Below are 17,423 nucleotides of genomic sequence, written 5' to 3'. Positions count from 1 at the left end.
GCGGGGCTTAGGTTCCTGTTTTCAGGAACCCCACAGGCGTCGGATCCTCGCGCAGCGCGGTCGGCGCGAACGAGGGGGCAAGGGTGAACGCCGCCCGATGCACCGCGGGCGTGTAGTAGCGGGTCCTGCCGTGCAGCGAGGCGAACCGCTGCCGCAGGACCTTGCACGGCGGGCGCAGCGCATCGCGGGTCCCGCCCGCCGCAACGAGCGCGAGCATGCCGCCGGCATAAGTCGGAACCGGCGCAAGGAATGGCCTCACCCCGGCGAAGGATGCGGAGAGGCGCCCGCACACCATCTCCAGCTCCCGGGGCTGGAAGAACGACGCTCCACTCTGGACCGTGATCATCCCTCCGGGGCGAAGGCGGCTTCGGCAGGCCCTGTAGAAGGCCGGCGTGAAGAGTGGCTCCCCTGGTCCCATCGGGTCCGTCGAGTCGATGATGATGACATCGAACTTCTCCCTCGTCTGCCCGATGTATTGCGTGCCATCCATGACTAGGATGTTCGCTCGCGGGTCGACGAAGGCGCCGTCCGAAACGCCGGGGAGGTAACGCCGCGACAGGTCGATCACCTCGCCGTCGAGTTCGACCAGCGTGGCGCGCTCGACCGGATGCTTCAGCACCTCCTTCAGGGTGCCGCCGTCGCCGCCGCCGATGATGAGCACGTGCCGCGCGGAACCATGCGCCATCAACGGCACATGGGCGATCATCTCGTGGTAGATGTGGTTGTCACGCTCGGTCAGTTGAACAATGCCATCGAGCACCAGCACCTTGCCGAAGACCGCGTTCTCGAAGATCATCACCTCCTGGAAGCCGGTCCCGCCCTGGTGCAGGACGGAGCTGATTGAGAGCACCTGCTTATGATGCTCGTAGAGCTTCTCCTGAAACCACCTCATAGGATCACTCCCCGTTTGTGCTCGGCCAGCGTCACCAGCCCTGGCAGGAATGCGCCCTTCAGAACCTCGATGGCCTTGTGCGGTTGCGCGGCGCCGCACATGAAGATGTCGACCGCCGCATAGGAAATCTCAGGCCAGGTGTGGATGGAGATGTGGCTCTCAGCCAGGACCGCCACGCCGGAGATGCCGCCGTTCGGCGAGAAGTGATGGAGGTCGATGTTGAGCAGCGTTGCGCCGGCACGGGCGGCGGCGTCCCGCAGCGCCTGCTCGACCACCGGCAGATCGTCCAGGTTCAACGCATGCCAGAGATCGACGATCAGATGGACGCCGGCGAATAGCATGCCGTCGCGCTTGACGAAGTGGTCGAGGCGGCTGTCGTCAACGCATGCGTTGGCGGCGGGCACAATGGACAGTCTTGTCGTCCGGTCAGCATGATGCACAGGGCTCTCGAAGCCATGCGCCGGCGGGCGCACGCCAGCCTTTGCGATCACGCTGAGGCGGTTGGTTTCGGCCATTCATTTCTCCGTTGGCAGCCATTCTGCCGGTTGCAGCAAAAAGGAGGGCCACGCGGCTGACCAGGGCCGCGTGGCGTCTTATTCGTATGGTGTGCACGAGGCATACGCGCTTACGCGGGCTGGCGCTCCGCGGCAGCTGGCTCGCGCACCTGCAGCACCGTCAGCCGCTTCGACTCCCCGGTGCGCGTGATCCAATCAATCGACTTGCCGACAGAAAGTCCGATCAGGGCGGTGCCGATGGGCGTGAGCACCGAGATACGCCCCTTTGAGATGTCGGCCTCCTGCGGATAGACGAGGGTCACCGTCTGCACCCGCCCCGTCATATCGTCGCGGAAATCGACCTCGCAGCCCATGCAGACGGTGTCGACGGGATGGCGGCCCTTGGCAAGCACATGCGCCCGGTCGATCTCCTCCGAAAGTTCAGCTGCCACATCGGGCATCGTGTTCGCAGCCGCGTTGGCGAGCGCCGATAGCTTGTCGTAGTCGGCGGTGGTCAGGATGATACGGGGCTTGGCGCCGCCCGTGGTTCTCTTCGTCATCTCTGGTCTCCTGTTCTGTTGTGGACGCCTGCACTGGTCATGCGGCGCTTGGTCCGGGATCGTCGTCATCGCCCTGCGGCGGATCGGGGAGCCTCTCCGGCGCGGGTCGGCGCCGCGGCGTCAGCCGGGCCACCTTTCCGCCCGGCAGCTCCTCTCCGTGCAGGTCGGGCTTGGATGGCGGTTCATTGGGGGACTGGTGCATGACACGGCCTCCTTTGCGCCGGATGGGAGTTGGTGCTGAGGTTGGTCGAAGCGTCCGCGCAAGGAACCCGGGCGCAATGGACCCTAGCTCCGGATATGACTCTCCCGCCGGCAGACCGGGCCCTGCGCCTGCCGCCAGGAATCGGTTGTGCTCCGCCCAGCAGAACACCAGACTGAAGTAGTGATAAAGCATACCGCCGCACCGGATGCCTCAGCAGCCGGCCTCACAAGATTTGCAAAGATGTAGGGATCTTGCAGTGCCCCGAACTCGGGGCGCGGATACGCGTCGAGCTCGGGGCTACTGGCCCGCGATGAGGTTGCCTGACCGGTGCAGGCCGCGATGATATTGTGCAAAGCTCAACATAATACGCTGATGCTGGTACACATTGCCCCGTTTGTCAAATCGGCGGCGCGCAGTGTGGCGGTATGTCCTGTCTCAGGTTCATCCTCGGGCTCACGCCAAGCGTCGCTCGTCAGCACGACGTGGATGGCCTCCGCATCCTTCGCGGATCTGAGACGCGCTGCAACATCGCGGTCGCGCAACCGGCGCGCCACGCAGGCCAAGGCCCGCAAATGCGTGGGATCATCACCACCGGGGCTCAGCAGCAGAAACACGAGATCGGCGGGAATGACGTCCGCGGCACCGAAGTCCAGCGCAGGCTCCAGACGCGCGAAGGCGCCGAGGGGACTGTCGAGGCCGGGGATCGCAGCATGCGGGATCGCGACGCCGCGCCCGAAGCCGAAGGTAGACGCCTGGCGGCGCTCCAGAACCGCGTGTCGGACCATGTCATTGTTCAACGTCGATTCCGCCGCCGCAATGCGGGTGAGTTCGTCGACAACATGCCGAATGTCGCGGGCGCGCAGGCGCGGGACCATGCGCGCAGGAGAGATCAAGGATGCCATCATGGGGGGTGCCATCATCAATGCCGGCCGGATCTTGGGCCGCCTCACATGTTCAGAAATAGGACACGGACAACTGCCCCGGGCGGCGCGCTCGCGCCGCCCGGGCTTACGCGCCCGTTTGGAGAGGTCCTGTCCGGAACAGCATGTGCTGCATGAGGAAGCGTGCATTCATGACGTTAAGGCAACGCTTGTCAGCGCGGTAAGTTCAGGCTCACACAGGCGGCTATCCTTAGGGTGCTTCCCACGACACATCGCCATGCAATGACTCTGACGCATAGATGCCATTCGCTTGAACTGGTGCCGATTCAATCTATGTTGAGCACACCATGCCAAGGCTCGTTGCCCCTCATCCCATCGCCATCCACGCGACCCGCCGTGCCTCAGGCTCTTGAGCCGGGCGCAAGACGCCTGTCTTGCCCCGGGAGCTCTTGCCAACCAGCAATCATGCATCAGCCGATCAACAGCTCCCCGAGCCGGCTCTCGGCTGACCCCGGAACGCATCCGGGCACTTGATCCGCCTGGATGCGGTGTCTGCGTCAGGAGTATTGAAGTGTCCGCGTCTCTTGTTACCCCGACTGTTTCTGCAATTGACCATGAGCGGCTTCAGAGGATCGCCTCGGCCGGCATGCGGATCCGCAGGGCTCCACCATCCGCGCAGGTCCTCGCTGCAGAGCTCGAACGAGCACGGGTGGTCAGTCCTTCAAGCCTTCCTCCGAACGTGATCTCCATGCACTCGGTCTTCGATTTCCGCGACGGGGTCATGGACTCCATCCGGCGTGCGATGCTGGTTTATCCGGGCGAGGAGGATGCCGGCGCGGGGCGCATCTCCGTGCTGTCGCCGCTCGGCGCAGCACTGATCGGTCTGGCCGAGGGGCAGTCGTTCCAATGGCGCAGCGCCACGGGTGCACGGCGGACGCTGCAGGTCATCCGCGTGGTGCATCAACCCGAGCGCGCGACCGCGTCCAGAGCGCGTCATGCGAGTGAGGCAAGAGCAGCGATACGAAGCGAGCTGGCGTGGATGGTGCCTTAGCGTCGCACCGGGCCGGAGGCATCCTCCGGCCCGGCAAAGGGCTTAGGCCAGCGCCGGGGCCGACATCTGGCCGCGGGTGGCATCGATCATCCGACGCTTCCTTCGGCGCAGCTGCTTGTCGACCTTCCCAAGTGCCAGGTCAAACGCCTGATGGCAGCCGCCGGCGGACGCAGCGGCAATGATCATCCTAAGATTGCTCACCTGGATGTTGATGGTGCAGCAGTACGAGGGCCCATCGCGCGTGAACCCAACCGTCGCATGGTTCAAGCGCCCGAAGTACGTTCCGGCGACATGCAGGAGCTTTTCCTGAACGTGATGAGGCAGGGCCTCACCAAGGTTGATGTTGGTACCGTTGATCTTAATCGCTCTGCTTGCGTCACTCGGCTTCATGGGTGTGCCTCCTTCATGAGATTGCGCCATGGGAGTTCTCCGGATGAGGCGCGCGCCTCATCGACTGCCGCGGGAGCCTGTCGTCCGGACGTCGTGGAGTGTTGGGACTGGCCGGTTCATCAGTTCCATAGGAACACCAAGGACACCGGGCCGCAGCCCTTGGCAAACTGCGTTTGCAGATACTGCAGACGGCCCGACGTACGCGCCTCAGCATCATCACCCTCCTGTCGCGAGCCTTGGCTCGGCAAAGTTGTTGTTGTCGTGTGCAGGGACCGTGACGGGAAAGCGAACGTTGTCCCGCCATCGTTCATGCACGTCGGTTCCGCGGAAATTGCAGCTACGAGCTCTTGCCCGGACGGAACGTGTGTGTCGCGGCGACATAGGCCGTGAGGATCAACGTGATGGACGCGCAAAGCCCCATGACGCTGATCGACGCCGCGTAGCCGAACGTCTCACCCAGGTTCTCCCAGAAGACGAGTTGCGCGACCGTCAGCGCGATGAAGATTGCAAGGAATATGATGGACATGACCTCACCATTCGGCGGCCTCAGCGAGGCCGCCGTTCCTGACGCTTTGATTGTGTTTGCGATGAAACCCGCACGCGCCGGATCAATCTACGCGATGGATGAGAGTGAGCTTATGGCTGTTCGGGTTTTTGCCGTGTGCCAATCATCCCCGGACCAAGGACGTCCGGGGCTCAGGGTCCCGTCTTGAGACGGCCTGCGCGCAGAGTGGAAAGGGTACGGATCGTGGGCATGACCCCATCAATGTCGGTTGCGCCAACTCCAGTGTCAAGGTTGATGGCCGCGACAGAAGGCAACGTTTGACAAAGCGTCCCACCATCTTAAGCTTGCTTCGTTATGTTGACGTTTCCGAGACATCATCGCGGCCTTTGCCGCGCCGGAACCCTGGTCGCAGGCCAGTAACCCCGCGGCCCGGCGCTTAAGACGCGCGGGCCCGGGGTGATGAAACCTATCCGACATTCAACCAGGCAGGGATCCGGGCGCATCGACGTCCCGTGCAATGCCTTGTTCACCGTGCTTGCACGTTGGCTCAGCCATGGGCCGATCTGCGACGCGTCCGATGCGCCTGTCGCGACCGCGCCGTCGAAACATGGTTTGGCCAGCACATGGTGACGTCGAAGATCGGAACCTGCGGTGCGGCAGAGTGCAATGAGCAAAGCATCGAAGAAGAGATCCTTGAGTTATCGGGTCACGACGCCCGAGGAGCGGGCCAGACGTCAGGATGAGATCGAGAGGCGGACCGAGCGCATCCTAGCGCTCAAGGCGCAGGGCCTGAACTACGCGCCATCGGGATCCGCCTGGGCCTGAGTCCCAGCACCGTGAGCCGCATCGCGCGGGAATACACCCAGCAGGCGCACAATTAGGGCCTGCTGGCTGCAATCATGTGAAGGAGAGCGATATGTCCAGTCATGCACAACGCTTGTCGAGCCAACGCACCACGGCGGGCGCACCGACGGCTGCCGAGGCGCTGGCCCGCGAGCTGTTCGAGCGGGTCTGCCGCGACGACACCTTTGACGACCTCAAGCGGCGCGCTGCGTTCAACCGGCAGGATGCGGGCCGGCTCAGGCACTGGATCAGGGCCGCGCAAGCCGTGTTGGCGAAGGCGCATCCCCATCGTCCCTGACGATCGGCATTCAGCAACTCTCCGCGTGGCAGACGAAGCCGAGGTAAGTATTCGACACGCTGTTCAGCAAGGAACGATTCTAATGATCGCCTGAGGCGTGTCATGCATCCTCTTCGGTCGCCGCGAATTCATCTACTGGTTCCACGGACATTTCGAAGCAGCTTTCAATACTTGATTTTGTCCGGGATGGACTTACATCGAAGACATCATGATTACGCTGCGTCACCTTTCAAACCTTCGCGCGAGTCGCCTCCAAGCAGGCCACTGATCCCCGAAGGCCGGCCTTGCCCATCGCGGCGGCTCGCCATTCGGGGCCATGACGATTCCTGAACAATCCTCGGACCCATGATGCCCCTTTTGAGGGGCTGGCGCGGCATGCCCCCGTCAGGATCGTCCCTACCCTTCTGCATGCTGCGCCGCGCGGAGGAGAAGACATGACTGCAAACTGTCACCGCTCGCCTGAGCCGCTGTCGCCGCACCTGCTGCCATCGCTGGCCCTTGGCCCATCGCCCGTTCCGGACGGTGGCCCCATCACGCTGTTACCGTGGCGCCTGAGACGGGAATCCCTTGGCCGCTCGACGCAGGGCGGGCCCTACGGCCAGGGCTGCAGGTCGCAGCTTCCACCCGTAGGCAAGGCGCCGCCCCCGCTCACCGTCGCGGATGTGATGACGCGCGACGTGGTCTCCGTCTCGGCGGCAACCCCGGTGAGCGAGATCGCCAGCGTGCTGGCCGGCAAGCGGATCAGCGCCGTGCCGGTGGTCGGCGCCGATGGAAGTCTCGTTGGCATCGTCAGCGAGGGCGACCTGATCCGGCGGGCCGAGATCGGGACCCAACGCCGGCGTTCCTGGTTGGCCAAGGTCTTTGCCGACATCAGTGCGGAGGCATCCGCCTACGTCCGGACCCATGGCCGCAAGGCGCGGCATGTCATGACCTCCCGGGTGGTCACGGCCACCGAGGACATGACGCTCGCGGACGTCGCCGACGTAATGGAGAAGCGGCGTCTCAAGCGGCTTCCCGTCGCCTGCGGAGACGTTCTCGTCGGCATCGTCAGCCGCAGCGATCTTGTCAAGGCGGTGGCGCGCCACCGCGCCCCCGTGTTCGCCGATCCTCCCACGGACGACACCGTCCTGCGGGACCTGATGGTCCGTGTGAAGGGACTGACGCCTTCTCACCGGCTCATCCACGTCTCAGTGCATCGCGGCAACGCGGACATTGCCGGGCTTGTGGACTCGGCGGCCGAACGCGAGGCGATCCTGGTTGCCGCCGAGAACACGCCGGGGATCCGGTCGATTCAAGACCGAATGGTCCTGCGACGCCGCTCCATTTCCTGAGCCGGGAGGACAATCCGATGACGCACCTTCGCGCAATTCTCATGGCTGCCATCCTGTTCGGTGGCGTGTGCCTGGTGCTCGGCGCCCTTGGGGCGATGATAATCGAGTCCGGGAGGGTTCTCGGCATCTACGGCATGGCGGTTCTCGGCTTCGCCGCATGGGTGTCCTGGGACACGTTCCAAGGGTGCCGCGTGGGGCAAGGCACCCCGAGGTCCAGGAGATCTTTGCCATGAGGGTCGCAACCCCTTGCGTCTGTATCCGCTCGTGATGGCCGTCTCCGCGGGAGACATCACGCCGGGGATGTCGTGCCTGCCCACAATGCTTGCCCTCCACGGCACAACTGATGGAGAAGACGATGAAACGGACTGAAACGCGGACAGCCCACGGCAATCCCGCATTGAGCACTACGCCAGTTGAGCGCAGGCCAATGCGCGACGACGTGATGGACGCGACCACCAACGACCCAGCGGATCTCGACCGAAGGCTCGACTGGGCGCTGGAAGAGACCTTCCCCGCCAGTGATCCCGTATCGGTCTTGTGTAGTTGACGGCGCGACTTTCATTCGCTCCGCATGCGCTTTTCGGAGCTGCCTGTGCTTGACCGGGGATCATCGATGCAGATGCTGCGCACCGCGAGTCGGCAGGAAATTTGCAGCTAGCAGCTCTTCAGCCGGTCAGCATAAGCAGCTCGGGCCACCGACTCGAGAACCGTTCGATCCTAGCCGCACCGACTGTCGATTCGCTTAGCGGCCCTTGGATGCAATGAGCCTTGAGGGCGAGCGCCCCCAAGGTCGGCACCGATGTCAATTGCACCAACACATTCCCAACCGTTAACGTTTCATTAACTTCTTGACAGCGTTGGGCTTGGTGACAGCAGCGATAGGGACCTCACGACAGACTTCGCTTACTGAGGGCAGGCTCAAAGAATGGCTCTCACTCCCGATAATTTCCGGTTATCGGGAGCGTCACGAAAAGTACCCGATCTGAGAGTTACGGCTTCGGTCTGGCGGGGCTCGCACGACGCCAAGGCTGATTGCGTCTGAGGTTTTGAGCCGACGAGAGGCAGCCGTCGATCGCGCATGTTCGGCAGCCTCGCAGGGCGGCAGTTGATCGTCTCAACTTCTTGCGCAGCGAGGAGAACCGCTTCCGCTAGAGGTCCCTGCTTTGGGAGGCCTATCCCAGAATTGGACGGTATGGAAATCGTTTCCGGCTTTTGCTTAATAAACGCGTCGATACTGATGGAATCACTTTACACACAGATGGAAATCAGGTTTTCCAGGTTAGCCTAAACCATTGCAATTGATAACTTTTGTTTCGCCGTATTTGGTTATAGGTCCACGACCTACCCCATAGGCGCTCTTGGTGCCCGTCCCTGACAGTCGTACCATCAGGTGTCAACGACGCGGATGACGGCCCATGCACCTGCAGCGCATCGTCCTCCCGAGCGGCCACGTCACCTGGACCGCCTATGACGGTGACGCCATCGTCACCGAGATCCGCGAGTTCGTCATCTCCCTGGAGGCGCGCCATCACGCCCCGAGCACCGTCGCGCATTACGCCCGGCACGTGGTCCGGCTCGGCAACTATCTCGCGGCCATGGGCAAGAGCTTCCGCGAGATCACCCCCTTGGACCTCGACCGCTTCATTCCCGCGCTGATCCGCCATGGCCCGATCCTGGATCTGAAGACCGCCCTCAACATCATCCCGCTGCACCCGGAGCCGGTGGACGTTTCCGCCAGCCTGCACAACCAGATCCTGTTTGCGATCAAGGCCTTCTACACCTTTCTGGACATGCGCCACGCCGCGCTGATTTTTGACGCCGGCGAGCGGCCCCGGACGCATCATCCCGACGCTTACAAGCCTTTCCTGGCTCATATCGCGCAGCGCAAGCCACGGCGTCGCACCGAAAGCCGGTCCGACCATCAGGCCAAGACGGCCTCCGCCAAATGGGCCGTCGACCACCGGCTGACGCCCGAGCAGGTCCTGAAGATTATCGAGGCGGCCAGCCTCATGCGCGATGCCTTCCTGGTGGTCCTCCTGTACACGACCGGCATCCGGATCAGCGAGGCCCGGGGCCTGCTGCATGAGGACTTCCGGTTGGAGGAGAACGTCATCTGGGTCACGCCCCGCCTTCACGAGAACAATGCGCGCGTCAAAAACGGCAAGGCACGGCCGATCCCGGTGCTCGACTTCGTGATGACGATGTACGAGGACTATGTCGCCAGCGACGAATACCTTCCGGCCTTCGAGACCGGCACAAACTATGTGTTCTGCAACATCGCCAAAGCGCAAATCGGTCGCGGGCTGACCGAGAGCAACGTCTACGACATTCAAGAGCGACTGGTCCGGAACTCAGGCATTGCGTTCACCTGGCACATGTTCCGTCATACCCATGCCAGCGAGGCGATCGCTCAGGGCTATAGCCTGCTCGATGTCGCTGACCGCCTCGGGCATGCCAGCCCGCAGACGACCAATGCCATCTACAAGCACCTGTTCAATGCCGAGTACAAGAAGCTGCAGCTCAAGAACCACACGGAGGTCGAAGAGCGCCTGAATGACTTGCGGCGTATCGGCCTGGCAGAGGAGAAACTCAAATGGCTCTGACGCTCGCCCGAAGCTGCGACCCGGACGTCGCCTATCTTGGGAGCCTGCGGGCCTTTCTGGCCGCCCTGCACCCTGCCCTGCTCGAACGAGACCTGTGGGGCTTCCATACGCTCCGGGAATGCTTCGGGATCGACGCCGGATCCGCGTTATACGCGCCGGGCGGTTATGGCGAGGCGAGGCACGCTCAAATCCTCCGCGACGCTCAGAAGATTGAGGGACAGAGCAGCCACACGGACAGAGATAACGCTGGAAGATGCGGCCGGAGCCTGGGTCGACCAGCGTCAATCATGCGACAACGCGGTCAACCGCTGTCCGATGAGTTGCTGGGTGGCATCGGCTTCGACTTCGCCGATGTGCCGGAATTCTACAAGACGGAGCTCAAGGCGTTTTTTGCCTGGCGTCTGTCACGCCCATAGAGCCGGCACTACCTCTGGTACACGAGAGCGGTCCAATTGATTCCCTTCTGTGCTGACCTTGCATCCAGTCAAGCACCTCCAGTCCGCCACCTGATCGACTTCGGGCACCCTATCGAGAGCGGTTCAGGGCGCGGCAGCACGCCCCTTCGGAGCCTGTTTGAGGATTGGCTGGCAGGGCAGGAATACTCGGTCCGCTCCACGAAGCGCAAATGGCGTCGGGACGCCGCGATCCACGAGACAGCCTATGGGCCCGTGGCCAGTGCCGTGGCCAATGTCTTGGTGTTCACCCTCATCCTCTTGCGCGAGAAAGCCAAGCCGGTGGAGGCCAGGGACCTGGTTCTCCTGGAGGATGTTTATCCCGCAGATGAAGTTCCGGTGACGCGGTCCAAAGCCCCCTATCTCAGCTTCTTCCGCATTCAACTTCCGTGGCTGCGCAACCTGGCACGGCGCTACGTTCTCAACAAAATCGAGCACAAGGAACTCTCTCCGCGCACGCTTCCATCCTATCTTGGTTCTCTGGGGCAGATCGAAGCATGCCTGTACAGCCTTCATTCCTCTCCTCGCCCCGAACACATCACACAGGAGTTCATCGAGCATACGTTCCTGTCATGGGGCAACGACAAGGGGTTGACCGGGCAGAACTGGTATACGGATCCGCTCAACATGCTTCAGTGGGCATCCGCCTACCTCCCGGAATACCGCTGGCGCCGCCTTGTCTTCGATAAGAGAAACGTTCGCAGGGTTCGCAGCTATCATCCCCGAACGCATGAATATGAGCGTCATCTCGAAGACGCGATGGTGCCCGAGGAGGTCATTGAGCAGATCTTCCTGACGTTCGACTCCCTGCCGGTTGTCTGCAAACGCCTTCTGATCATCGCCCGCTACACGGGCATGCGGTCCAACGACCTGCATGCCCTTGCGTTCGATTGCCTGGGCCCAGATCCAGACGATGCCGACTTCATGCTGCTGACCTTCTACCAGTCCAAGGTCAAGCGCTGGAACACCAAGCCGCTGCACAGGAACGATGCCGCCCATGCTCTGGTCATCCAGGCCATCCAGGAGCAGCAGGACGACGTCCGGAGGGCATGGCGCCGCAAGACACAATACCTGTTCCCGCACCGGCTCGGCGATGCCGAGGTCCATCTCAGCCCTGGACACACCCGGGACATGATCGCGAAGTGGATCATCCGCCAGGGCATTCGTGACAAGGACGGCGGCATCTACAAGTTCGGCTGGCATGATCTGCGCCACTTTTACGGCACCGAGCTGGCGTTGGCTGGTTACGACATCATGATGATCCAGATGGAACTCGGCCATGCCTCGGCCGACATGAGCTTGATCTACGTCAACCAGCGTCTGAAGCTGAAGAAGAAAGCTGTCCTCGAGAAGGGGGGTGGCAAGTTCATCTCCATCAAAGGTGAGGTCGACGACAAGGTTGCCGAACTGGCGCTGCGCAAGGATGCCACTCTGGCGGTTGATGTCCCCGGCGGTCTTTGCTCGCTTCCGGGCCAGATTGGCGAATGGTGCGAGCACAACGGAGCCTGCTTCACGTGCACGTACTTCCGGGCCGATATCGGGCAGTTGCCGTTCTTCGAGAAGGAAATGCGCACCATGGCTGCCAGCCTCACCCGCCTCAAAGGCGAGGTGGAAGGCTTCGAGCAGGACGGACATCGGCGCATGGCCGACATCGGGCGCATGCGGATGGAGCGAACCCAGCAGGGGCTTACGAACGTCAAGACCATCATCAAGACGATCAGGGCGGAGGGGACCTTCAGTGGCCAGGCTCGAAAATACCAGCGGGCTGCTTGCAGCGGCGCCGCAGCGGAGTGTGACCAAGCGGCGTGCGGTCGAGGAGATCCTGGGCGCCATGCGCCGGAACGGTGAGGTCATCTCGTTCAAGACCGTGGCCGAGCGCGCCAACGTCAGCCGCGAGTACCTTTACCGCCAGTTCAAGGAGGTGATCCAGCAACTGCGCACGACAGCGCTTCAGCAGCGTGTGACGGTTGCCGGCGAGGAGGTCCGAGTTCGCTCGGCGGGCCGTGCCGCAACGATCGAGGTGGCGCTGCGCAACAAGATCAAGCGGCTGGAAACGGAACTGGCCGAGGTCCGCCAGCAGAAAATGGAATTGGATCGCCGCTATGAGCGCGCGCTCGGCGAAGCGGAGGAATGGCGCAGCCGGCATCAGCGCGCCGTGACGGAACTTCTGGAGGTGCGCAGCCGGTTGACACGTTATGGATCGTCATGAGGCATGACGGGCGAAGCCGTCAGGGCTTGGACACCCCAAGCCGCCGGCACGCGCAGCGGTCAAGAAGGCCCGCAGGGCCCCGCCGGAGGCGGCAGGCCTGTTCTTGACAGCGAGCATGGCGGTGGCACCTCGATCGCGTTGCCCGTGGATGACATGTCAATTAGGTCTAAACGCCTGGCCTGCCTGAGGATTTACAGAACACCTCCAGGTAAATGCGAAATGTTATCAAGTTATATAGCGTTGATAGCGATGAACTTCCTCACCGTCATTTGCATTATGTCCTGAAGGAGATATAGTCTATATCTAGACACCAAGGCAGCGCCATGACACAGCCTCTCAAGAGCCAGGACACGGCATCGCAGGCTCTCCCCCATCTCGACCAATCACGCTTCGAGCCTGCCAATCGAAGGCGCCTGAGCGCTGCTGGCATGCGCACCTTCCTGGCCATTGCCGACCTATGGGCTCTAACCGAGCAGGAGCGCCTCCGGATCCTCGGGTACCCGGCGCGTTCGACCTATCACAAGTGGGCCAAACAGGCCCGTGAACACGTCGATTTTACCCTAGACGCCGATGTTCTGACCCGGATCTCGACAGTTCTCGGGATCTACCAGGCTCTGCGAATCCTTTTCGAAACCGAACAGGAGGGCTTGTCATGGCTTCGCGGGCCGCATCAGGCCATGGTGTTCGGAGGTCATCCGCCGATCGAGCTCATGATCGATGGCACTCAGGACAGTCTCCTGACAGTGCGGCGCTTCCTCGATGCGGCCCGCGGTGGCCTCTACATGGAGCCCAATGAGGTAGACCGAAACTTTATCCCTTATGACGATACGGATATCCACTTCTCGTGACCAACGTCGCTGAAGCACCTTACCCGACCTACCGTCTGATCCCGTCCCAGTTTCCGCCCATTGGCCTGTTCGACACGGTGGCAACACCTGCCGATCTATGGGCGGTCATGGACTTGGTCGGGTGGACCAATGACCGGCTGGTGGCCAGCCGCATTGCCCGCCTTCCCCAACAGGAATGGGTTTATGGCCGACCAAACGCCAGCATCGTGATGGCGGCGTTCCTGCACGTCAGTCCCGCCGGCATGCGGTTCAACTCGCCCGACCTCGGGGCCTGGTACGCTACCAGCGAAATCGAAACGGCAGCAGCAGAAGTCGGCCATCACCTCCGACGCGAGGCGGTGGCACGAAGCCTTCCGGAATTGACACGGGTCTATCGAAGCTATTCAGCACGACTGCATGGTGTCTACCTGGATATTCGCGGCCAGCAGGCCGAGCGCGCCGATGTTTATGCGCCTGATCGCTACGATGCCTCGCAGCAATTCGGCGAAGCGATCCGTCGTGCAGGTGAGGCTGGCATCATCTACGACAGTTTGCGGCGCCGTGGAGGAACCAACATCGTTGCACATCGGCCCACGAATATTCTCGATGTCACGCAGGCTGATCATTTCGAGATACGCGTTCCGGCTCTCGGACGTCGAATTGACGTGCGGAAACTCACCGCCGCTTAGACGGAAAAATCATCGAGCGAAGTGATCTTTGCTAGTGAGCAGCTTTTCCCATTGCTAGCACTAAACGGCGTAGTCCCTTCATGCCCGAAGGCACCAACGTACCGCTGGGCTTTGTTCGGTTGGCATTTGGCAGAATGGATGCTAATCCGTACCCATCCCTTAACGTTTGTTTCTGTGTGGAGCGATGACGCTGCGTCTCCCCGCCTGAAATTCATTTTCAACGATCAGGATTTGCCAGATGCCCGGCATCGCACGTCAGTTCGAGCCGCAGATCACCCGTACCGGTGGAACTCCCTCCAAGTACCGCTTTACTGCCCGATGCTCGGGATGCCATAAGACCGACACCTACGAGTCCAGCACGTCTGTGGGTGACGCTAGCGTCAAAGGCCACTTCAAGGACCGCGGCTGGCTTCTCGCCCGCGATCGCGCCCATGATCTGTGTTCGGCATGTCTGGCGAGACCCGACGGGGCTCAGCAGCCTCGCCAGCGCGAAGTTCGGCACCACAGGTCACCAGACGCTGTGACCCATCCGGATCGCCCGACACCAAGTACAAACAAGCTGTCTCGAGACACCGCTGATATCCTGGCACGCCACCTGGGCAAGCCCGAAGCCCTCGCCGCGGAGGTCTTTCGCCCCAAGCCGGTGCAGGCCCCTCGCCCACCAGCTGCGGACGTGCCTCTCCCAGTCGCACCGGCCCCTGCCCTGTCACCCGAGGTCGAACAGGCCCTGACGGGAATAGCCGCCGAGCTGAAAAGCCTTCGCTCCACGATGGACCTTATGGCTGAGCAGATGGGCAAGCTGGTCTCTCTCGGCACTCAACAAATCGAGGCCATCTCTCGTCTGGGGCCTCTGATGGTGCAATCGGCAGAGGGGATCTCCGGAAGCCTGCGGGAGGTTGCCAGCGCGGTGCAACTTATCCCAAACGTTTCCATCCCTGCCGGGGAGGCTTTGAGGCCATCAGCCAAAGCGGCAGGGATTGAGGAGCCGCCGGCACTGCAGCTTAATCTTCTGCAAGGATTGGACCAAGCAGTTGGTCCGGAAGCAAAGTCTGCACCGATAGCGGCAGAGAGACCGACGCCATCCAGGCAGAGCCGACGCCCCAAGAGAAACGCAGCACCAGCGCCTCAGGCGGGCTCTGTGCCTGTCGTGGTCAAGTCGATCCCCGATACCAAGCGCTCGGATCGGTTCTACACGATCATTCGGCTGCCACGAGAATTGTGGGACCAGGCCGGCTTTGGTCCGGAAGATCGTCTCCAGCTCGACTGGAGCGGGAAGGCCCTTGCCATCGAACGTGCTACCGAGGGCGGGGCGAAGCCAAAAGCGATTGGGGGGACCTCTGTGGTGCTTCAGTCGTGGAAGCTGGGCAACCTGAACTTCGATCACCCTAAGGTGACAGAAACTGATGGGGGCTTGCGGCTGACGGGAGGACGTAGCCCGGCGTAGGGGCGGTAACTCACCGCGTGGCAAGCACGCTAAGCGAACTGCTTTTCAAAGTTTTGCTTATGCGAATTTGCATACGTTTTACAACATTACCTCTGACTGACGTGGGAATGCTCTTACAGTGATGATCAATCACCAGGTCCTCGGCTTCGATCAGGCCGTTTGGTGGGAAGCCGAGCGATCTCACGTTCTTCTCTGATCACTCTGTTCACTTCACGCAACAGATCCTTGTCAGACTGGAGAAGCTTGAGGAGATCCGCGTCTTTCCTGTCAAGATCAACCTTGAAATAAGTGAGATACACCAAGCGCATTTCTTTTCTGATGGGTGAGAAATCGCGATCAGCGACTGTGATATCTCGAAGCCGCTCGGCGAGATCTTTTGCGAGAGCGATTCCCTCGAGCCAGGGCTTCCGCAGGGCCGGATTTCTCTTGATCGCGGCAATCTCGGCGTCCAGGTCGCGGCCAGCCTTCTGCGGAGACTTGGTAACAGGGATAGCAGGAGTTGGCCTTGAGGGGGGCGGCTGAGGGGCTTTTGCTGCGGCCGCTTGGCGCTCCCTTGCGCCGGCGAGTTCGTGGCGGATCACTGCGACATTGACGCCGGAGCCAGGGTTGACGACCGTCAGGTCTGCGGCAAGGCCAATCAGGACTGCCCGCTGCCGGAACTCCTTGGAACCCCTCAGGTCGATCATGCCCCATTTTTCCTGGGCGACTTTGAGAGCCGTCAACGTCGCCTTGTTGTCACCCTCGGCGGTGATGGTGATGCGGCTTCCCTGGTCGATGAATGCCGTCTTCCCGTCGCGCTGATAATAAATTTCGCGGCCGACTTTGATCGGCGTGAAATCTCGGACCGTCACCGGCTGAGGAGCCTTGTAGGCGCCCTCCAGATAATTCCGGGTGTTCCGATACCGAAAGGCCTCAGCTTGGGCCTCCTTGCCCGTGACGCGCAGATACGCGGCGTAGTCGCGCAAGGCACCGACCCGGCCGCGTCGTGCACGTTCCTTGGCTCTCAGCACCTTAAGAGCCTCCCGCTCGTCACGCTCGATTAGGGCAATGACGCTGAGGAGATCGCGGGCCAGCAGAGGATCGAGTCCCCTCTTCGATTGGGCCGCAACAATTTGCGCGTTTCGGACGGCATCATCTTTGATGTCCCGCGCGGCGGCGGCATGCCGCTCCCGTTCGATTGTTCGGCCTATCTCGCGGGCTTCAACAGTCTGCGTCCGCTTCTCGGCGTAGGCCTTCACGTCCGAAGGTGCTTTCCGATCCAGCAGGATCCCCTCCCTCCCCTTCGGCTCCGGCCCTGGCGGCCGTGCTCGTCGCGGTCGGTGCGAAAGAGGCGGCCCTTCTCGTCAAAGTCGAAGATCGCCTTGGCCTCCTTCTGCCAGCCCTGCGCTCGCTCGATATAAGCTAAGGCGCGATGTGCCCTCTGAACGGAAAACTCGATATCTAAAACTTTGCCGGACTCTGGGTGGGTCCGGTTGACCGCAATGTGCAGATGCCGGTTCTTTGTGTCGTCGTGCATCGCATAGACGATGGCGTATTCTTCGACGCCGAGTTCCCGGCAGAAGATCTTGGCTGCCTCGTCAGCCTGGGCCGCCGTCGGCTTCTCATGTTCGTGCCACGACAGGATGAAATAGAATGCAGCGAAGAAGGCCACAGGAGAGCCGTCCAAGGATCCGGTCAATGTACAGTCGGGCACCCTTCCGCGGGATGCGGCTCCGAAGCCGGCGGCCAGCCCAGAAGTGCAGAAGGCCCACC

22 protein-coding genes are annotated in these 17,423 nt (G+C 61.9%); 13 read left to right on the top strand and 9 right to left on the bottom strand.

Features of this window, described 5'->3' with window-relative positions:
- Nucleotides 1-7: 7 nt before the first annotated feature.
- From speE to ACS5Q1_RS26700, 5 genes are all read right to left on the bottom strand, one after another.
- Complete coding sequence (gene speE / locus ACS5Q1_RS26720; protein WP_473101020.1) at nt 8-892, bottom strand: polyamine aminopropyltransferase; 885 nt, start codon at nt 890-892, stop codon at nt 8-10.
- Nucleotides 889-1,407 carry an adenosylmethionine decarboxylase gene (speD, locus tag ACS5Q1_RS26715; RefSeq protein ID WP_473101019.1) on the bottom strand — a complete coding sequence of 173 codons (519 nt, stop codon included), beginning with the start codon at nt 1,405-1,407 and terminating at the stop codon, nt 889-891. Before speD ends, speE begins: the two co-directional genes overlap by 4 nt.
- Nucleotides 1,408-1,517: 110 nt before the next feature.
- Nucleotides 1,518-1,946, bottom strand: a complete 429-nt coding sequence (rnk, locus tag ACS5Q1_RS26710; RefSeq protein ID WP_473101018.1) for a nucleoside diphosphate kinase regulator — start codon at nt 1,944-1,946, stop codon at nt 1,518-1,520.
- Between the two features lie 37 nt (nt 1,947-1,983).
- On the bottom strand, nt 1,984-2,148 hold the full coding sequence (locus ACS5Q1_RS26705; RefSeq protein WP_473101017.1) for a hypothetical protein: 165 nt from the start codon (nt 2,146-2,148) through the stop codon (nt 1,984-1,986).
- A gap of 356 nt (nt 2,149-2,504) precedes the next feature.
- Nucleotides 2,505-3,053, bottom strand: a complete 549-nt coding sequence (locus ACS5Q1_RS26700) for a PTS sugar transporter subunit IIA (protein ID WP_473101016.1) — start codon at nt 3,051-3,053, stop codon at nt 2,505-2,507.
- A gap of 547 nt (nt 3,054-3,600) precedes the next feature.
- Here ACS5Q1_RS26700 and rnk (ACS5Q1_RS26695) point away from each other — a divergent pair.
- On the top strand, nt 3,601-4,080 hold the full coding sequence (gene rnk, locus ACS5Q1_RS26695) for a nucleoside diphosphate kinase regulator (RefSeq protein WP_473101015.1): 480 nt from the start codon (nt 3,601-3,603) through the stop codon (nt 4,078-4,080).
- A 42-nt stretch (nt 4,081-4,122) separates the two neighbouring features.
- Here the strand turns inward: rnk (ACS5Q1_RS26695) and hpf are convergent, their stop codons facing one another.
- A complete protein-coding gene (gene hpf / locus ACS5Q1_RS26690) occupies nt 4,123-4,470 on the bottom strand; it encodes a ribosome hibernation-promoting factor, HPF/YfiA family (RefSeq protein ID WP_473101014.1) in 348 nt (115 codons plus the stop codon).
- A 337-nt stretch (nt 4,471-4,807) separates the two neighbouring features.
- Entirely contained in the window at nt 4,808-4,996 is a 189-nt protein-coding gene (locus ACS5Q1_RS26685; protein ID WP_473101013.1) for a hypothetical protein, read from the bottom strand.
- 645 nt (nt 4,997-5,641) lie between these two features.
- Between ACS5Q1_RS26685 and ACS5Q1_RS26680 the strand changes: the two genes are divergently transcribed.
- From ACS5Q1_RS26680 to ACS5Q1_RS26625, 12 genes are all read left to right on the top strand, one after another.
- On the top strand, nt 5,642-5,800 hold the full coding sequence (locus ACS5Q1_RS26680; protein WP_473101012.1) for a hypothetical protein: 159 nt from the start codon (nt 5,642-5,644) through the stop codon (nt 5,798-5,800).
- Nucleotides 5,801-5,891: 91 nt separating this feature from the next.
- On the top strand, nt 5,892-6,116 hold the full coding sequence (locus tag ACS5Q1_RS26675; RefSeq protein ID WP_473101011.1) for a hypothetical protein: 225 nt from the start codon (nt 5,892-5,894) through the stop codon (nt 6,114-6,116).
- Nucleotides 6,117-6,550: 434 nt separating this feature from the next.
- Entirely contained in the window at nt 6,551-7,447 is an 897-nt protein-coding gene (locus tag ACS5Q1_RS26670) for a CBS domain-containing protein (RefSeq protein ID WP_473101010.1), read from the top strand.
- A gap of 17 nt (nt 7,448-7,464) precedes the next feature.
- Nucleotides 7,465-7,680: a hypothetical protein gene (locus ACS5Q1_RS26665; RefSeq protein WP_473101009.1), complete on the top strand. Its 216-nt coding sequence runs from the start codon at nt 7,465-7,467 to the stop codon at nt 7,678-7,680.
- 122 nt (nt 7,681-7,802) lie between these two features.
- Nucleotides 7,803-7,994 (top strand): hypothetical protein, encoded by a 192-nt coding sequence (locus ACS5Q1_RS26660; protein WP_473101008.1) that lies wholly within the window; start codon nt 7,803-7,805, stop codon nt 7,992-7,994.
- Between the two features lie 868 nt (nt 7,995-8,862).
- On the top strand, nt 8,863-10,050 hold the full coding sequence (locus tag ACS5Q1_RS26655; RefSeq protein WP_473101007.1) for a tyrosine-type recombinase/integrase: 1,188 nt from the start codon (nt 8,863-8,865) through the stop codon (nt 10,048-10,050).
- Nucleotides 10,041-10,466: a hypothetical protein gene (locus ACS5Q1_RS26650; protein WP_473101006.1), complete on the top strand. Its 426-nt coding sequence runs from the start codon at nt 10,041-10,043 to the stop codon at nt 10,464-10,466. The genes ACS5Q1_RS26655 and ACS5Q1_RS26650 overlap by 10 nt, the downstream gene beginning before the upstream one ends.
- Before the next feature lie 36 nt (nt 10,467-10,502).
- Complete coding sequence (locus tag ACS5Q1_RS26645) at nt 10,503-12,350, top strand: tyrosine-type recombinase/integrase (protein ID WP_473101005.1); 1,848 nt, start codon at nt 10,503-10,505, stop codon at nt 12,348-12,350.
- Nucleotides 12,295-12,711 carry a DUF6262 family protein gene (locus tag ACS5Q1_RS26640; RefSeq protein ID WP_473101004.1) on the top strand — a complete coding sequence of 139 codons (417 nt, stop codon included), beginning with the start codon at nt 12,295-12,297 and terminating at the stop codon, nt 12,709-12,711. The genes ACS5Q1_RS26645 and ACS5Q1_RS26640 overlap by 56 nt, the downstream gene beginning before the upstream one ends.
- A 323-nt stretch (nt 12,712-13,034) precedes the next feature.
- Nucleotides 13,035-13,559, top strand: a complete 525-nt coding sequence (locus ACS5Q1_RS26635; RefSeq protein WP_473101002.1) for an antitoxin Xre/MbcA/ParS toxin-binding domain-containing protein — start codon at nt 13,035-13,037, stop codon at nt 13,557-13,559.
- Nucleotides 13,556-14,227, top strand: a complete 672-nt coding sequence (locus tag ACS5Q1_RS26630; RefSeq protein WP_473101001.1) for an RES family NAD+ phosphorylase — start codon at nt 13,556-13,558, stop codon at nt 14,225-14,227. The genes ACS5Q1_RS26635 and ACS5Q1_RS26630 overlap by 4 nt, the downstream gene beginning before the upstream one ends.
- A gap of 238 nt (nt 14,228-14,465) precedes the next feature.
- Nucleotides 14,466-15,671 carry a hypothetical protein gene (locus tag ACS5Q1_RS26625; protein WP_473101000.1) on the top strand — a complete coding sequence of 402 codons (1,206 nt, stop codon included), beginning with the start codon at nt 14,466-14,468 and terminating at the stop codon, nt 15,669-15,671.
- Between the two features lie 125 nt (nt 15,672-15,796).
- Here ACS5Q1_RS26625 and ACS5Q1_RS26620 read toward each other — a convergent pair whose 3' ends face one another.
- Nucleotides 15,797-16,909, bottom strand: a complete 1,113-nt coding sequence (locus tag ACS5Q1_RS26620) for an LPD7 domain-containing protein (protein WP_473100999.1) — start codon at nt 16,907-16,909, stop codon at nt 15,797-15,799.
- Nucleotides 16,906-17,337 carry a relaxase/mobilization nuclease domain-containing protein gene (locus ACS5Q1_RS26615; RefSeq protein ID WP_473100998.1) on the bottom strand — a complete coding sequence of 144 codons (432 nt, stop codon included), beginning with the start codon at nt 17,335-17,337 and terminating at the stop codon, nt 16,906-16,908. The genes ACS5Q1_RS26620 and ACS5Q1_RS26615 overlap by 4 nt, the downstream gene beginning before the upstream one ends.
- Nucleotides 17,338-17,423 lie beyond the last annotated feature (86 nt).

The sequence above is a fragment of the Microvirga sp. GN3 genome, assembly GCF_055792825.1.
This window is presented reverse-complemented; position numbering and strand designations above follow the sequence as displayed.

Coding starts and splice junctions, on each gene's coding strand:
- ACS5Q1_RS26650 (WP_473101006.1), top strand. CDS start 10,041: ATGGCTCTGACGCTCGCCCGAAGCTGCGACCCGGACGTCGCCTATCTT.
- ACS5Q1_RS26700 (WP_473101016.1), bottom strand. CDS start 3,053: ATGATGGCATCCTTGATCTCTCCTGCGCGCATGGTCCCGCGCCTGCGC.
- ACS5Q1_RS26660 (WP_473101008.1), top strand. CDS start 7,803: ATGAAACGGACTGAAACGCGGACAGCCCACGGCAATCCCGCATTGAGC.
- ACS5Q1_RS26625 (WP_473101000.1), top strand. CDS start 14,466: ATGCCCGGCATCGCACGTCAGTTCGAGCCGCAGATCACCCGTACCGGT.
- ACS5Q1_RS26655 (WP_473101007.1), top strand. CDS start 8,863: ATGCACCTGCAGCGCATCGTCCTCCCGAGCGGCCACGTCACCTGGACC.
- ACS5Q1_RS26670 (WP_473101010.1), top strand. CDS start 6,551: ATGACTGCAAACTGTCACCGCTCGCCTGAGCCGCTGTCGCCGCACCTG.
- speD (WP_473101019.1), bottom strand. CDS start 1,407: ATGGCCGAAACCAACCGCCTCAGCGTGATCGCAAAGGCTGGCGTGCGC.
- ACS5Q1_RS26665 (WP_473101009.1), top strand. CDS start 7,465: ATGACGCACCTTCGCGCAATTCTCATGGCTGCCATCCTGTTCGGTGGC.
- ACS5Q1_RS26680 (WP_473101012.1), top strand. CDS start 5,642: ATGAGCAAAGCATCGAAGAAGAGATCCTTGAGTTATCGGGTCACGACG.
- ACS5Q1_RS26705 (WP_473101017.1), bottom strand. CDS start 2,148: ATGCACCAGTCCCCCAATGAACCGCCATCCAAGCCCGACCTGCACGGA.
- hpf (WP_473101014.1), bottom strand. CDS start 4,470: ATGAAGCCGAGTGACGCAAGCAGAGCGATTAAGATCAACGGTACCAAC.
- speE (WP_473101020.1), bottom strand. CDS start 892: ATGAGGTGGTTTCAGGAGAAGCTCTACGAGCATCATAAGCAGGTGCTC.
- ACS5Q1_RS26675 (WP_473101011.1), top strand. CDS start 5,892: ATGTCCAGTCATGCACAACGCTTGTCGAGCCAACGCACCACGGCGGGC.
- ACS5Q1_RS26635 (WP_473101002.1), top strand. CDS start 13,035: ATGACACAGCCTCTCAAGAGCCAGGACACGGCATCGCAGGCTCTCCCC.
- ACS5Q1_RS26685 (WP_473101013.1), bottom strand. CDS start 4,996: ATGTCCATCATATTCCTTGCAATCTTCATCGCGCTGACGGTCGCGCAA.
- rnk (WP_473101018.1), bottom strand. CDS start 1,946: ATGACGAAGAGAACCACGGGCGGCGCCAAGCCCCGTATCATCCTGACC.